The organism is Pseudoalteromonas sp. D15MCD-2, assembly GCF_038562745.1.
Classification (GTDB): Bacteria; Pseudomonadota; Gammaproteobacteria; order Enterobacterales; family Alteromonadaceae; genus Pseudoalteromonas.
In genome coordinates this window covers 2,687,167-2,701,238 of sequence record NZ_JBCFQE010000001.1, presented here as the reverse complement: position 1 = coordinate 2,701,238, position 14,072 = coordinate 2,687,167, and the positions used below count along the sequence as shown (strand labels likewise).

Below are 14,072 nucleotides of genomic sequence, written 5' to 3'. Positions count from 1 at the left end.
TGCGATTTAATTTATGATAGCTCCAATCGTTTGTTTGTATTAGTATGATAGGTAAAAGCTATTGGTGGTGTGATATGAATTTAAAAGACTTTGAATACGTAAAAGCGGTTGCACAATATAAGCACTTCAGAAAAGCAGCTGATGCTTGCTATGTCAGCCAACCGACATTAAGCGGACAAGTTAAAAAGCTTGAACAAGAGCTAGGAGTTGTTATTTTTGACCGTTCAACTAAACAGGTCACGTTGACTGTGCAAGGTGAACAACTTCTTAAGCAGATCACACTGATCCTAGATCAAACCCAAGTGCTTAAAGAAATAGCTGCCAGCTCACATGACCCACTAAAGGGTAAAATCAATGTCGGTATTATTCCTACCATTGCACCTTATTTACTGCCAACACTCTTAACTTCTATGAAGCAGGCATTTAGTGAAACCCAGTTTTCATTTATAGAAATGCAAACAGCGCAAACGCTGGTGGCCCTTGATAATGGTGAGATTGATATTGCAATTGTTGCTGATGTTGCCGATTTAGCGCCTTATCATGTGTCACCGCTTTATAAAGAAGACTTTTTAGTTGCGGTTTCTGAGCAACACGCTTTAGCACAACATACTGAAGTTGCCTTAGCTCAATTACATGAATGTGACTTATTAATGTTAAACGAAGGGCATTGCTTTAAGGAGCAAGCTGAGCAATTTTGCTTTTCAGCTGGGGTTGAAGTCTCGAATCAATATAAAGGTAACAGTATTGAAACCTTACTCGCGCTGGTGGCAATGGATGATGGGGTAACCTTTGTTCCTAAGCTTGCATGTACACCACGTGAAGGAGTGAAGTATTTAGCTATAACACCAAACCAGCAACGCCAAGTTGTCATTGCAACTCGTAAGCACTACCCACATATAGCTGGTGTTGAGCAATTAGCTAACTGGCTAAATGCTCATGAAGGCCTACAAGCTCATTTACTCACTAGCAGCTAATTCAACAATATCGTTAATTTGAATGTTAGGTAGTGGTTGCTTATCTATACTCATGGCAACCGCTGATTGCTGATAAAGCTGAGTCACTTTTATTTGATTAAGTGTGGTGATTTTGTGCGGAAGCTTATTACCCTGTGCATCCGTTAGGTAATTATGATGGGCTATATTTAAAATTTGCCCTTGCTCAAGCCCATGCGCCTTACCCAAGTTGATGATTAGTCTGTCGTTTTCGATATGCAGTATTTTACCTTGGGTGGGTAAGCAGGCCATGGCTGCTTGTAAGTCATAGGTTAGGGTTTGGTTTATATCGCTAATAGCTTGGCCATAGTCAGTTGCCCAAAATCGGTCGCTATATACATCGATGATCTCAGTCTTTTTATACGGCCAAATACCTTCTGTTTGGTAGCTTTTTTGCCAGAGCTTTTCGTAAGTGGTGCCATCAAATAAGACGTAATCTACTTTGTATGCACGCTTGAAACTATCATCTTGCCAAAATGCATAATCGTTGTTGATCTTATGGTTAACCGATAAATCACGAATACGGCTCAGTAATACATATTGCGAGTTACTGCGGCTAGTGATCTCTTCAAGTAGTGCATTACTGTAATCGTATTGCTGAGTGAAAAAATGATCTACTCGCAACGGCATATTGTAATAGGCTGTCGGTTTAGCTGCCATTTGCGTATTACTTAAGCTAGCATATAAGTGTTCACTAATGGCTTTGTTTACGTCAAAAATTTGGCCCATACGCGCTTGCTCGCGGTTGGCGAGTTGGCTTTGTGTCACGGCAATAAATTTGGTGTATTGGTTTGCAGGGCATTCTTCTGCTTGGGCAAAAATATCGAGGCGAAGCGTGATGGCATAGGTGTCGTTATGGCGGTCTTCGCTGATCAATTCTATTTTCTGGATTTCACCATGGCTGCTTATTTTTAGCTGATCTTGCGTCAAAACCCCGTCAACTAGTGTCTGTACAGAGCTTACTCGAGCGCCAGAAAACACTAAAGCTTGAGTTATGGCGTCTTTAATGGCGGCAGATTTGGCTTGGCTCGTATCGCCATTTTTTACAACTGCATGGCCTGTAGATTCAAACCACTGCGCTAAGCTATTGTTAGAAAACAAAATTGTAAAGGCTAAGCCAAGGCCTTTTAAGCTGGCTATTGTTTTATTTTTCATGCTGACACCTAGCATTAAAACCAATGAATAACCTAAATGAGCAAGGACTGTACCACAGTGGCATTAAACGTGCATATTTGTAGCCAAAGAGTTTTAAGCGGAAGCAAATTATGCGAGCACTTCTATTCGGTGGGCTGGTTGCCTGCGCAGCATTAACCGGCTGCAGTAGTATTTTTGATAAACATGTAGAATACACTTACATTGAGCCAGATAGCTACCCAGTGCTAAAAGCCGTGGGTTATGCGCCAATTAGTGCTCAACCAGGTAGCAATGAATCGCAGCGTACTCTACTTGCGATTAAAGCCTCAAAGCTTGAAGCTTACCGCGAGCTTGCTGAGCAAGTTTACGGGCAAAGAATTTCCGCAGGCACTACAGTGCAAAACAGCATTGCTCATAATGATCAATTACAAAGCCAAGTACAAGGTGTGATCAAAGGTGCACAGGTTATTAAAACCTATGCAGTAGGGGACACCTACGCAACTGAATTACAGCTTGATATGAAGCGAGTGCACGATTTATACATCGGCGAAGTAAAACCGCGCCAAGTAAAAAAAGTAACATATTATTAGGTGCAACTTAGTATTGGCTTGCTGTATAAGCCCAGCAAATTCTGCAAGCATTAAAAAAGCGCGATAACTTAGTTATCGCGCTTTTTTAATGAAATAGTATTTAGGCTTTCAAGTTGTGAACGATTTTCTTATCGCCTTGAATCACGCTACCGCCTTGGTCGTAGGTCATCGATGATGGTGCGCCGATTAAAATATCTTTAAGTTGCTTAACACTCAACTGTGCTTGATGGGCCGCGTGAGCGTTTACATCGTTTTTCTTTTTGCAGCTTGCTAGGAGAGTATTTACTTGCTTAATAAGTGCACTTACTTCGTCATCTTGCGATTCGTTGTGCGCAACAAGCTTTTGCACTTCTTTATCAATGGTTTGAATTTGTTGGAGCAAAGAGATTTTTTGTTGGGCAATACTCTTTAATCCGTCGCCACGCTTTGCAGCAATGGCTGTCAACTCATCATCTAACAGCGCAGCAATAGACTCCAAGCACGAAACTTGTTGTGTTAATTTGCTAGCTATTAAATGATTATGATCAGCCATAGACATCAAACTCGAATGCAGCGATGTTCTTTGCTAGCTTTTCAGCATCAATTTGGTATTTACCTTCACTGATTGCTTTTTTCAGCTCAGCCACTTTATTGCTATCAAAGCCAGATGATTGCTCTGCTTTTTCTTGCAAAGATTTTAGCTGTTTAGCTTGAGGAGTTAAGCTCACAGAATCTGCACTTGCTTTTGGTGCGGCCGATTTTGCAGCGGCTGCATTAGCATTATCTTTTTGTAAATCAAGCTTTTTTTGCTTGGTATTTGTCAACACAGAAGGCTGTTGTTGACCATTATTGACATTGCTTACCATAATTTTGACCTATACATTACCCAACATATGCCTTTATATCGGCGGGCACAGCGGATACTTTAGCATAAATATAAAAAATTAAATATTTACTTGTACAGACTCGACCCCATCCACACGTGCATTTAATACTTTACCTGATTTTTTGTTTTTTACACGTACTAATTCGTCTAACGTACCATCTTCTAGAGCAATTCCGGTGGTTTTAATTCTTAACCCGCGTAATGAAGCATAGATAGTTACATTATCGCCTTTACAAACCATACAAACTTGGCTCATAACAATAGGTGTGCCGTCACGTAAATTGCGCTTACTGCGACTGCCAATAAGTATAGCCTCATCTTGAACATATTGCGTTCTAACAAATTGCTTTGGCTTCATTTCGAGGCGTAAATGTTCAGGGCGAATGACCTCTCCACGGGCTAAATTAGTGGTAACAACAACCACAGGTTCGAGCTCAATAATGCGCACGTGAACGTATTGGGTCCAACTATTTAAATCTTGGCACTTAAGTTGTACAGTTACCTGCCGATTAAAAGGAGGCTCTGTTGGTAACTCTTTGTTAATTGGTGACTCACATAACCTCTCAGGAATGCGACTATCTAATGGTAAAGCACTAATTTGAGGTGTGGTGTCCAGATCAGGGAGCTGCTCGCTAACAAAATCGATGGCGATTTGTTGAAGTTGCTCGGTATTATAAACTTCTGCCTGTAGTTGTGTTGTAAACAACAGGCTAGTAAGAAAATAAAAAACACTGTATCTTCGGCTTTTTTTTAACAAACTCATATTGTTTCGACTATGCTTATGGTTGAAAACAAGGTATAAATATTTTGCGTCAAAAAACAGACGCTTTGTAACCTTATGTAGCTTTAACACAAAGAAGGCAATTATTGTTCCAGCTCTGATTGTTTATCTTTAGGAGATTGAAATGGCAGGCATTTTAGACTCAGTTAACCAGCGTACTCAGTTGGTTGGGCAAAACCGCCTTGAATTACTATTATTCAAACTCAGAGGGCGACAACGCTTTGGTATAAACGTGTTTAAAGTAAGAGAGGTTCTGCAATGTCCACCACTTACTAACATGCCTAAATCAAATGCGTACATTCGCGGTGTTGCGCATATCCGTGGTCAAACTATCTCTGTTATTGATTTATCGATGGCTGTAGGTGGCCCTGCAATTGAAAATATCAAAGACAGTTTTATCATCATTGCTGAGTACAACCGTTCAGTGCAAGGGTTTTTAGTTGGTGGTGTTGAACGCATCGTGAATATGAACTGGGAAAAAATAATGCCGCCGCCTTCGGGAGCCGGACGTTATTCTTACCTAACTGCGGTCACTGAGATTGAAAACGAATTAGTTGAAATTCTCGATGTAGAAAAGATATTAAACGAAATTTGCCCAGTTAACACTGAAGTGAGTGCTGAAGTAGTTGGTGAAGGTGAGATTCAGCGTGACTTGGGTGAGCGTATTGTCTTTATTGCTGATGACTCTGCAGTAGCTCGAAACCAAGTCAAGCGTGCGCTTGAACCTCTAGGTGTACAAACTGAACTAGCTAAAAACGGAAAAGAAGCTCTTTTACGTTTAAGAGAGATTGCTCAGTTCGATTGTCAAAATGATATTACTGAACGTGTTGGTCTATTAATATCTGATGTAGAAATGCCAGAAATGGACGGTTATACCTTAACCGCTGAAATTAAGGCAGATCCAAAATTATCACCTTTGCATGTGATCTTGCATACCTCTTTAAGTGGGGTGTTTAACCAAGCAATGATCGAAAAAGTGGGTGCTGATGATTTTATTGCAAAATTTAACCCAGATGAATTAGCGACAGCTGTGAAGAAGTGGGTTCATTGTGATTAATTATTTATAGGTGGTATTACTTTGGAAAATAAGCATTTACAACAAAGCGAATACGATCAATTCCGCTCTTTTTTAGAGCAACAATGTGGCATTGTGCTTGGCGATAATAAACTTTATCTAGTTAAAAGCCGCCTTGCGCCGCTTATGGCGCGTTTTAATGTTGAGTCTTTATCACAGTTGGTAAGTAAAACACTAAGCCCTCATGAGAGGCAGCTTCGTGCCGCTGTCGTTGATGCGATGACAACCAATGAAACGCTTTGGTTTCGTGACCAATATCCGTTTGAGTTATTGAAAACAAAACTATTTCCTGAGCTTAAAGATGTGCGTAGGCCACTAAAAATATGGTCAGCGGCAAGTTCATCAGGACAAGAGCCGTACTCAATTGCTATGTCTGTTGCCGAGTTCCAATCTAAAAACCCAGGTGTATTAAAGATGGGTGCGCAAATTATTGGCACTGATATCTCTAATACCATGCTTGATATGTGCAAGAATGCTGAGTATGACTCGCTGGCGCTCGCTCGTGGCTTGTCGATGGAGCGTCGTCAAAAGTTCTTCAAGGACAGCGGTAATGGAATGGCTCAGGTAGTTGACCCTATACGTAAAATGGTCAGCTTTAGACATTTAAACTTACTCGATTCATATGCCCTAATGGGCAAGTTTGACATCATATTTTGCCGTAATGTGTTGATTTACTTTTCACCAGAAGTAAAAGCTAAAATCATTTCTCAATTTGCTCAAGCTTTAAACCCGAAAGGTTACCTGTTTTTAGGTGCGTCAGAATCAATGGCGGGCTTAAGTGATAGCTTTGATATGGTTCGTTGTAACCCAGGTATCATCTATCAGAAAAAGTAAACTCTCCTTAGCAACCTAGTCCTTAGGTTGCTAAATTTACCTATTTTTCAGTCTCTTATATAAATCAAATTACTCCTAAATTTTTGGCTTAGCTTTTGCATTAACCACTACAGAGTCAATTTTTTGGAGATGGTTATGGCTATCAGTTTTGATAAAGCATTTGGTGTTCATCCTCATGCGATGTTGATCCGTTCACAACGCGCTGAGTTATTAGCGACAAATATCGCTAATGCTGATACGCCGGGCTATAAAGCGAAAGATATCGATTTTGCCTCGGCATTAAAAGCGGCAAAAAGCAACCAACAAGGCGGCAATAGCATGGTAAGAACCGATGCTAAACATATTGCCGGGGGCAGTCGTTTTGTTGGCAGCGCAGAAATGTTTCGTACGCCAAATCAAGCAGATACAGGTGATGGTAACTCAGTCGATATACAAGTGGAACGAAACTTGTATGTACAGAACTCATTAGAGTATCAGGCAAGCCTGCAATTTATGAGTAGTAAAATTAAAGGCCTTAAAAAAGCCCTCGGTAGTCAAGGAGCTTAATCATGAGTTTGTATAATGTTTTTGATATTTCAGCAACCGGTATGAGTGCGCAAAATGTTCGCTTAAATACCACAGCCAGTAATATCTCGAATGCAAATACGATTAGTTCTAGTCAAGATCAGACATATCGAGCGCGCCACCCTGTTTTTGCTGCAGAGTTGACTAAAGCGTCAGCATCACAAAGCAATCCTCAGGGCTCTTCTGTTGGCGTTAAAGTGTTAGGCATTGTAGAGAGTGATAAACCTCTACAAATTGAATATAACCCGAACCACCCAAGTGCGGATGAAAATGGTTATATCTACAAACCTAACGTTAATGTTGTAGAAGAAATGGCAAATATGATTTCTGCCTCTCGCTCTTACCAAACAAATGTGCAAGTTGCTGATGCAGCTAAGCAAATGTTAAGTAAAACACTGTTGTTAGGACAACGGTAACCGAGGATAAGTTATGAGTAACGACATCAGCTCTGCATCATCATCCTATATGGATAGTTTGCGTTGGAATCAAAGTAGTACGCAAACAACTGAAGAAGACAACAACACGCTTTCTCAGGAAGATTTCTTTTCGTTGTTAACACAGCAGTTGTCGTTTCAGGATCCGAGTAATCCTGCTGATAACGATCAAATGATTGCGCAGATGACGAACTTTACCATGGCTGAAGGTATTTCAAACTTAAACGAGAAGTTTGATTCACTCACTGCATCAATGACATCAAATTCTGCGTTACAGGCTTCGACTCTTGTTGGTAAGCAAGCGTTACTTGAGTCTGACACCATTGATTTTGATGGCGAAAATCTAGCTAAAGGGTCGGTGGTTGCAGAAACCGCTGTTGAATCTTTAACGCTAAGAATAACGGATTCATCAGGCCAGTTAGTGCGTACCATTGAATTAGGTTCTCAGTCAGCGGGTGCACTTCGTTTTGAATGGGATGGTAAAGACAATGATGGCAATGTGCTACCTGAAGGTGAATATGACATCAGTGCTGAAGGCTTTGTAAATGGAGACTACAGCAGTATGCCAATGGCGACCTTTAAGAATATTGAAAGTGTCAATATTAATGGCGCAAGCGGCATTATCGTAAATACAAAAGAGGGTGCGGTTAGGCTAACTGATATAGCTGAAATCGCATAAGTAAAAAAGGTTTGGGTTAGCTTAGGCTAAGAGATAGGTTAGAGGTGAGTTATGAGCTTCAATATTGCATTAACAGGCTTAGCAGCCGCGCAAAAAGATTTAGACGTTACCGCAAATAACATTGCTAACGTTAATACTACGGGCTTTAAAGAGTCTCGTGCAGAGTTCGCTGATGTATACGCATCATCAGTATTTAGTTCTGGTAAAACAAAAAATGGTGACGGTGTAAGAACAACAATGGTGGCACAACAATTCCACCAAGGTTCGTTATCTTTCACAAATAACTCACTTGACTTAGCGATCACTGGTGAAGGTTATTTCGCAATGGCGAATGACCTAGGTGCACAAGACTTCACATATACCCGAGCAGGTGCGTTTAAATTAAATAAAGATAACTTTGTAGTCGATGCTAATGGCAACTATCTACAAGGTTTCCCTGTTGATGAAGCAACCGGTGATACCACTTCTGTTAGCTTAAGTACATCTTCTGCACTACAAATTCCTGATGCATCAGGTTCACCACGTGCAACCACGAATGTTTATTCATCTTTTAATCTAGACTCTCGAGCAACTTCACCGTCAGTGACGCCGTTTGATCCTGAGACAAGTGCTTCATATAACAGCTCAACATCAACAACAGTGTATGATTCATTAGGTGAGCCACATATTTTACAATTCTTTTTTGTGAAAACTGATTCAACAACTACTGGTAATGAAAATGAGTGGGAAGTGTATGCTACTTTAGATGAAAAACCGTTTGCTGCGGATGGTACTGAGCAAACTACGTCGCCATACACGCCTATTTCGACTTTTCAGTTTGACTCAAGTGGTTTACCACTAAATACAGATGGTGTAGCAAACACTGACACTACGTTTGACCCATTAACGTTACCAAATGGTGTTGGTGCTGCGGCAGGCTTATCTGACTTACTTTCTAATGGTGCCAGCTTCCCAGATGATGTCACTATTAATTGGCGTGATGAAGCAGCAACAACAAATAAAATTCCTACTCAGTATGCTAGTAACTTTGAAGTAAAAGCACTGGAACAAGATGGTGCGACTGTAGGTCGTCTATCAGGTATCGATATCGGTTCTGACGGTAAAATTGTTGCTTCATACAGTAATGGTGATACTTCATTCCTAGGTCAAGTTGCGATGGTACGCTTTTCGAACTCACAGGGTTTACAACAAGTGGGTGATACAGCCTGGAAGAAGAGCCTTACATCAGGTGAACCTATTGCTGGCGAACCAGGTTCAGGTACTTTAGGCTCAATTAACTCATCTGCGCTTGAACAATCAAACGTAAACCTAACTAACGAACTTGTTGACTTGATTAGTGCGCAGCGTAACTTCCAAGCAAATTCACGTGCGCTTGAGGTTAACTCAACACTACAGCAAAACATCCTACAGATCCGTTAATTTTAACGGCTCTAAGCTTAATCCGACACGAAGGCTGCTCCCTCTATTGGCAGCCTTTTTTCATTCTAATTATTCATTTTTCTCTTCTATTTTAGCGTCAATTTTACTTTGGCACTTTTATTGCATTTCTTAGTTATCGTATTTTTAGTGAGTCAATGTTATGGACAAAATGGTCTACATTGCCATGTCGGGTGCTAAGCAAAGTTTGCGAGGTCTTGAACTCAAGGCCAACAACCTTGCTAATGCTAACACCACTGGCTTTAAAGCTGATTTTGCACAAGCTCGCTCTATGCAAGCCTTCGGTGAAGGTCTGCCATCTAGGGTGTTTGCAATGCAAGAACGCCCTGGATCTAATATGGAATCGGGTGGTTTTGTTGAAACTGGCCGCGAGCTTGATATCGCGATGAGTGACCGTGGTTGGTTGAGTGTACAAGATGCATCAGGCAATGAGGCGTACACCAAAACTGGCACATTAAACATTACTCCAGATGGCGCGTTGATCACTAGCCATGGCCGTCAAGTAATTGGCGAAGGTGGTCCAATCATTTTGCCATTACCTATCGAGAAAGTTGAGTTTAGTGAAGACGGTGCTATTCAGGTTCGCCCACAAGGAGCGCCAGCAAACTTTTTGGAAGTGGTTGATCGCTTAAAAGTGATTGAGGCTGATAACACTCAGCTTGAAAAAGGTAATGACGGTTTATTTCGACCAAAAGAAGACATGTTGGTCAATGACCTTTGTGGTTTTTGTGATATTTCACCAAACGTAAAAGTACTGTCGGGTACGCTTGAAATGTCGAACGTAAACCCAGTGCATGAAATGGTCGACATGATCAGCAATCAACGCCAATTTGAATTACAAGTTAAATTAATGAAAACAGCCGAAGAGCTCGATGAGCGTCAAGATCAGCTGTTACGCATTGTTTAAGATGACTGAGAGGGTAGAGTTATGAATCCTGCATTATGGATCAGTAAAACCGGGCTTGACGCCCAGCAAACCGATATTTCGGTGATCTCAAATAATCTCGCGAATGCCAGCACGGTCGGTTACAAAAAAAGCCGCGCCGTATTTGAAGATTTACTATATCAAAATATAAATCAACCAGGTGGTCGTTCATCGCAAGACACTGAAATGCCATCGGGTTTAATGCTTGGTGCCGGTGCAAAAGTGGTTGCTAACCAAAAGAACTTTTCACAAGGTAACATGCTTACCACAGAAAATTCATTGGACTGGATGATCTCAGGTCCTGGCTTTTTTGAAGTGCAATTACCAGATGGCAACATTGCATACTCACGTAATGGTCAATTCACCACTGACGAAGATGGTCGCATTGTAACTTCTGGTGCGGGTTTTCCATTACAGCCAGAAATGAACGTACCAGACGATGCACAATCAATTACTGTTTCGCAAGACGGTGAAGTGTCGGTACGTATTTCAGGGCAAGCAGAGAACGTGGTCATTGGTCAGCTAACAATTAGTGACTTTATTAATCCATCAGGTCTTGAGCCTATGGGGCAAAACTTATACACAGAAACCGCTGTGAGTGGCGCACCTGTGCAAGGGAACCCAGGTATCGATGGTTTAGGTACTGTGGTTCAAGGTTCACTTGAAACGTCTAATGTGAATGTAACAGAAGAGCTTGTTAACTTGATCGAAACGCAACGAATTTATGAAATGAATTCAAAAGTGATTTCAGCGGTTGATGAAATGCTTAGTTACATCAATCAACAGCTTTAATGGGTAGGAGGCAGCATGCGTAACATTATCTTAGTCACATCGGCAGCATTAATGCTGGGTGGTTGTATGACAACGCAAAATCATCATGTGGTTCAGGATGACCCTTACTATGCGCCTATGTATCCGGAGCCAACAACAGAGCCAATGGTACCAACGGGTTCGTTGTTTGATAGTTATTCAGCAGATGACTTGTACTCAGATAAAAAGGCATTGCGCGCGGGTGATATCATCACTGTTAAATTGCAAGAATCAACGCAAGCCACCAAAGCGGCAAAAACCGAAACCGACAAAGAAACGGACGCTAGTTTAGACCCTGTTATTGGGCTTGGCGGTAATCCAGTTAACATTGGCGGTGATAGCATTCAGTTTGGTATTGGTTCTGGGGCATCGTTTAAAGGTGATTCAAAGTCTAACCAATCAAATAGCTTATTTGGTGATATATCTGTCAATGTGATGCGTGTTCTACCGAACGGAAATTTGGTTATTCGCGGTGAAAAATGGCTCACTTTGAATACCGGTGAAGAATTTATTCGCCTTGAAGGTTTAGTTCGTCCTGAAGATGTTCAAGCAGATAACACGGTCACATCAAACCGTATTGCTAATGCGCGAATTCAATACTCAGGTAAAGGGCAAATTCAAGAAACGCAAAGTGCAGGTTGGCTGTCTCGTTTCTTTAGTAGTTCGCTTTTCCCATTTTAGAGGAATAAAGTCATGAATGGGTTTAAATACATCATCGCTCTTTGCTTAATTAGCCTGCAGTTTTCTGCACAGGCTGAGCGAGTCAAAGATGTATCTATGGTTGAGGGCGTGCGCGCAAACCAATTAGTGGGTTATGGTTTGGTTGTCGGTTTGCCCGGCACAGGTGAACAAAGCCGATTTACTCAACAAAGCTTTAAAGCCATGCTGAATGGTTTTGGTATTACCTTACCTGATAGCTTAAAACCTAAGATTAAAAATGTTGCAGCTGTGGCTGTGCATGCAGAGTTACCGGCATTTAGAAAACCCGGTCAAACCATTGATATTACGGTTTCGTCTATCGGTAGTGCGGGTAGTTTACGTGGCGGTACCTTATTACAAACCTTCCTAAAAGGGGTTGATGGCAATACCTATGCAATTGCACAAGGCAGCTTAGTTGTAGGAGGTCTAGGTGCTGAAGGGGCAGATGGTAGCCGTGTAATTATTAACACACCCACAGTGGGCCGTATTCCAAACGGTGCCATTGTAGAGCGTGCTATTAAGAGCCCGTTTATGCAAGGTGACTACATTACCTTTAATTTAAATCGTCCTGATTTCACAACGGCTAAACGCTTAGAGCAAACGATTAATGATTTAGTGGGTCCTGACAGCGCTCAGGCAATCGATGCAGCTTCAGTACGAGTGTTAGCACCGCGTGATGCTTCTCAACGTGTTGCTTATTTGTCGACACTTGAAAACTTAGAGTTTAAGCCAGCAGACACAGCAGCAAAAATTATTGTGAACTCTCGCACAGGCACAATAGTGATTGGCAAAAACGTGAAACTACAGCCAGCGGCGATTACACATGGTGGTTTAACGGTCACCATTGCTGAGCAGCAAAATGTGTCACAGCCAAATGCTTTAAGTGATGGTGAAACTACCGTTACCAATCAAAGTATTATTGATGTGAACGAAGATGATTCACGTGCTTTTGTATTTAACCCGGGTGTTAATCTTGATGATCTCGTGCGTGCAATCAATGAAGTTGGGGCCGCACCGGGTGATTTAATGGCAATCCTTGAAGCTTTAAAAGAAGCGGGGGCGATAAACGGGCAACTGGTTATCATTTAAATTAAAACGCGCTTTCGAGCGCGTTTTTTGTTTTAGTATTTCTTAAATCATTTAGCACACAAACATCAGCCAAAATCTTGGCTCTGAAGTTACTCCATTCCTGTATCAGTTATTAGCCATTCATTTATAAAGTTTTTTATTGGCGCAATTTTTGCTTTTTAATTTTCATTATTAACTATTGTGTCAAAAAGCTGATGGATACAAATCATCTCGACAAGCAAAACTTTTTTGATTTAGGCAACTTAGACTCATTACGTCAAAATGCCTTAAAAAGTGATGCCTCTAGCGATGCGTCAAAAGAGGCGCTGAAAAAAGCGGCGGCACAATTTGAATCTATCTTCACTCAGATGCTGCTTAAAAGCATGCGCAAAGCAAATGAAGCGTTTGAAGATAAAGACAGCCCATTTAATTCAAGCGGCGTTAAATTTTTTGAAGAGATGCATGACCAACAAATGTCGGTTGAGCTTTCATCAAATGGTTCGCTCGGCCTAGCTGACTTGATTGTTCAGCAGCTCTCGCCAGACGGTAAAGAGTTTACACCAGGTTCTGTACTAAGAACGACGGCTGACTTTGATAGTGATAAACGCGCAAACGGTGTCCTTAATAGCACTACTGAGGCTAAGGCTAAACCACAAGCTGTCGAGGATACATCAGCGAACGAGCAATCAGAAAACCGCTTTGAAGATGCTGAGTCTTTCATTAGCTCTGTTTGGGAGCACGCTAAAAATGCGGCTGAAAAAATTGGCTTAAACCCAGCTGTGATGGTTGCTCAAGCAGCCCTTGAAACGGGCTGGGGTAAACACATCATCAGTAAAGCTGATGGCACAAGTAGTAACAACTTATTCAATATTAAATCGGATAGGAGCTGGCAAGGTGATAAAGCAAGCAAAGTCACGCTTGAGTTTGAACAAGGTGTGCCAGTTAAAAAGCAAGCAAGTTTTCGCTCTTATCAATCGATTAAAGACAGTGTGAACGACTTTGTGGATTTTTTAAATGAAAACCCACGTTATCAAGAAGCACTTAATAATACCGCAGAGCCTGCAGCCTTTTTAGATTCGTTACAAAAAGCAGGCTATGCAACTGATCCAAATTATGCCGATAAAATTAAGCAGGTATTGAAGCGCGTTGAGCTTCAAAGCGTCGCTGCTTCATTGGTACGTTAAG

The 14,072-nt window shown here is 41.4% G+C and carries 17 protein-coding genes; 13 read left to right on the top strand and 4 right to left on the bottom strand.

Annotated elements, in window-relative coordinates; all coding sequences use genetic code 11:
• Window positions 1-74 precede the first annotated feature (74 nt).
• Window positions 75-974 (top strand): LysR substrate-binding domain-containing protein, encoded by a 900-nt coding sequence (locus AADY36_RS12425; protein WP_054562227.1) that lies wholly within the window; start codon window positions 75-77, stop codon window positions 972-974.
• Here AADY36_RS12425 and AADY36_RS12420 read toward each other — a convergent pair.
• A complete protein-coding gene (locus AADY36_RS12420) occupies window positions 957-2,147 on the bottom strand; it encodes a flagellar assembly protein FlgT (protein WP_055020695.1) in 1,191 nt (396 codons plus the stop codon). The two genes, AADY36_RS12425 and AADY36_RS12420, sit on opposite strands and share 18 nt — an antisense overlap.
• A 110-nt stretch (window positions 2,148-2,257) precedes the next feature.
• Between AADY36_RS12420 and AADY36_RS12415 the strand changes: the two genes are divergently transcribed.
• A complete protein-coding gene (locus AADY36_RS12415) occupies window positions 2,258-2,716 on the top strand; it encodes an LPP20 family lipoprotein (protein ID WP_054562225.1) in 459 nt (152 codons plus the stop codon).
• Window positions 2,717-2,816: 100 nt separating this feature from the next.
• Here AADY36_RS12415 and flgN read toward each other — a convergent pair whose 3' ends face one another.
• The 3 genes from flgN to flgA all read right to left on the bottom strand — a co-directional run bounded on the left by flgN (window position 2,817) and on the right by flgA (window position 4,344).
• Window positions 2,817-3,248, bottom strand: a complete 432-nt coding sequence (gene flgN / locus AADY36_RS12410; protein ID WP_054562224.1) for a flagellar protein FlgN — start codon at window positions 3,246-3,248, stop codon at window positions 2,817-2,819.
• A complete protein-coding gene (flgM, locus tag AADY36_RS12405) occupies window positions 3,241-3,561 on the bottom strand; it encodes a flagellar biosynthesis anti-sigma factor FlgM (protein ID WP_054553314.1) in 321 nt (106 codons plus the stop codon). The genes flgN and flgM overlap by 8 nt, the downstream gene beginning before the upstream one ends.
• Before the next feature lie 78 nt (window positions 3,562-3,639).
• On the bottom strand, window positions 3,640-4,344 hold the full coding sequence (gene flgA / locus AADY36_RS12400) for a flagellar basal body P-ring formation chaperone FlgA (RefSeq protein WP_054562223.1): 705 nt from the start codon (window positions 4,342-4,344) through the stop codon (window positions 3,640-3,642).
• A 142-nt stretch (window positions 4,345-4,486) separates the two neighbouring features.
• Between flgA and AADY36_RS12395 the strand changes: the two genes are divergently transcribed.
• From AADY36_RS12395 to flgJ, 11 genes are all read left to right on the top strand, one after another.
• A complete protein-coding gene (locus AADY36_RS12395; protein WP_342409034.1) occupies window positions 4,487-5,419 on the top strand; it encodes a chemotaxis protein in 933 nt (310 codons plus the stop codon).
• 21 nt (window positions 5,420-5,440) lie between these two features.
• Window positions 5,441-6,271, top strand: a complete 831-nt coding sequence (locus AADY36_RS12390; protein ID WP_054562221.1) for a CheR family methyltransferase — start codon at window positions 5,441-5,443, stop codon at window positions 6,269-6,271.
• A gap of 135 nt (window positions 6,272-6,406) precedes the next feature.
• Window positions 6,407-6,817 carry a flagellar basal body rod protein FlgB gene (gene flgB, locus AADY36_RS12385; protein ID WP_054562220.1) on the top strand — a complete coding sequence of 137 codons (411 nt, stop codon included), beginning with the start codon at window positions 6,407-6,409 and terminating at the stop codon, window positions 6,815-6,817.
• Between the two features lie 2 nt (window positions 6,818-6,819).
• Complete coding sequence (flgC, locus tag AADY36_RS12380; RefSeq protein WP_054562219.1) at window positions 6,820-7,251, top strand: flagellar basal body rod protein FlgC; 432 nt, start codon at window positions 6,820-6,822, stop codon at window positions 7,249-7,251.
• A 13-nt stretch (window positions 7,252-7,264) separates the two neighbouring features.
• Complete coding sequence (locus AADY36_RS12375; RefSeq protein ID WP_054562218.1) at window positions 7,265-7,948, top strand: flagellar hook assembly protein FlgD; 684 nt, start codon at window positions 7,265-7,267, stop codon at window positions 7,946-7,948.
• 51 nt (window positions 7,949-7,999) lie between these two features.
• Window positions 8,000-9,367 (top strand): flagellar hook protein FlgE, encoded by a 1,368-nt coding sequence (gene flgE, locus AADY36_RS12370; protein WP_054562217.1) that lies wholly within the window; start codon window positions 8,000-8,002, stop codon window positions 9,365-9,367.
• A 160-nt stretch (window positions 9,368-9,527) separates the two neighbouring features.
• On the top strand, window positions 9,528-10,292 hold the full coding sequence (locus tag AADY36_RS12365) for a flagellar basal body rod protein FlgF (protein WP_054553307.1): 765 nt from the start codon (window positions 9,528-9,530) through the stop codon (window positions 10,290-10,292).
• Window positions 10,293-10,313: 21 nt separating this feature from the next.
• Complete coding sequence (gene flgG / locus AADY36_RS12360) at window positions 10,314-11,102, top strand: flagellar basal-body rod protein FlgG (protein WP_054553306.1); 789 nt, start codon at window positions 10,314-10,316, stop codon at window positions 11,100-11,102.
• A gap of 15 nt (window positions 11,103-11,117) precedes the next feature.
• On the top strand, window positions 11,118-11,801 hold the full coding sequence (gene flgH / locus AADY36_RS12355; RefSeq protein ID WP_054562216.1) for a flagellar basal body L-ring protein FlgH: 684 nt from the start codon (window positions 11,118-11,120) through the stop codon (window positions 11,799-11,801).
• A gap of 12 nt (window positions 11,802-11,813) precedes the next feature.
• Window positions 11,814-12,908, top strand: coding sequence for a flagellar basal body P-ring protein FlgI (locus tag AADY36_RS12350; RefSeq protein WP_054562215.1), 1,095 nt, complete (start codon window positions 11,814-11,816; stop codon window positions 12,906-12,908).
• A 194-nt stretch (window positions 12,909-13,102) separates the two neighbouring features.
• The gene (flgJ, locus tag AADY36_RS12345; RefSeq protein ID WP_055020696.1) at window positions 13,103-14,071 is read left to right on the top strand and encodes a flagellar assembly peptidoglycan hydrolase FlgJ; all 969 of its coding nucleotides are present in this window, start codon (window positions 13,103-13,105) and stop codon (window positions 14,069-14,071) included.
• Window position 14,072: the final 1 nt, after the last annotated feature.

Bases quoted from the DNA above. Each gene is read 5' to 3' on its own strand.
- AADY36_RS12425 (WP_054562227.1), top strand. From the start codon at position 75: ATGAATTTAAAAGACTTTGAATACGTAAAAGCGGTTGCACAATATAAG.
- AADY36_RS12420 (WP_055020695.1), bottom strand. From the start codon at position 2,147: ATGAAAAATAAAACAATAGCCAGCTTAAAAGGCCTTGGCTTAGCCTTT.
- AADY36_RS12415 (WP_054562225.1), top strand. From the start codon at position 2,258: ATGCGAGCACTTCTATTCGGTGGGCTGGTTGCCTGCGCAGCATTAACC.
- flgN (WP_054562224.1), bottom strand. From the start codon at position 3,248: ATGGCTGATCATAATCATTTAATAGCTAGCAAATTAACACAACAAGTT.
- flgM (WP_054553314.1), bottom strand. From the start codon at position 3,561: ATGGTAAGCAATGTCAATAATGGTCAACAACAGCCTTCTGTGTTGACA.
- flgA (WP_054562223.1), bottom strand. From the start codon at position 4,344: ATGAGTTTGTTAAAAAAAAGCCGAAGATACAGTGTTTTTTATTTTCTT.
- AADY36_RS12395 (WP_342409034.1), top strand. From the start codon at position 4,487: ATGGCAGGCATTTTAGACTCAGTTAACCAGCGTACTCAGTTGGTTGGG.
- flgB (WP_054562220.1), top strand. From the start codon at position 6,407: ATGGCTATCAGTTTTGATAAAGCATTTGGTGTTCATCCTCATGCGATG.
- flgC (WP_054562219.1), top strand. From the start codon at position 6,820: ATGAGTTTGTATAATGTTTTTGATATTTCAGCAACCGGTATGAGTGCG.
- AADY36_RS12375 (WP_054562218.1), top strand. From the start codon at position 7,265: ATGAGTAACGACATCAGCTCTGCATCATCATCCTATATGGATAGTTTG.
- flgE (WP_054562217.1), top strand. From the start codon at position 8,000: ATGAGCTTCAATATTGCATTAACAGGCTTAGCAGCCGCGCAAAAAGAT.
- AADY36_RS12365 (WP_054553307.1), top strand. From the start codon at position 9,528: ATGGACAAAATGGTCTACATTGCCATGTCGGGTGCTAAGCAAAGTTTG.
- flgG (WP_054553306.1), top strand. From the start codon at position 10,314: ATGAATCCTGCATTATGGATCAGTAAAACCGGGCTTGACGCCCAGCAA.
- flgH (WP_054562216.1), top strand. From the start codon at position 11,118: ATGCGTAACATTATCTTAGTCACATCGGCAGCATTAATGCTGGGTGGT.
- AADY36_RS12350 (WP_054562215.1), top strand. From the start codon at position 11,814: ATGAATGGGTTTAAATACATCATCGCTCTTTGCTTAATTAGCCTGCAG.
- flgJ (WP_055020696.1), top strand. From the start codon at position 13,103: ATGGATACAAATCATCTCGACAAGCAAAACTTTTTTGATTTAGGCAAC.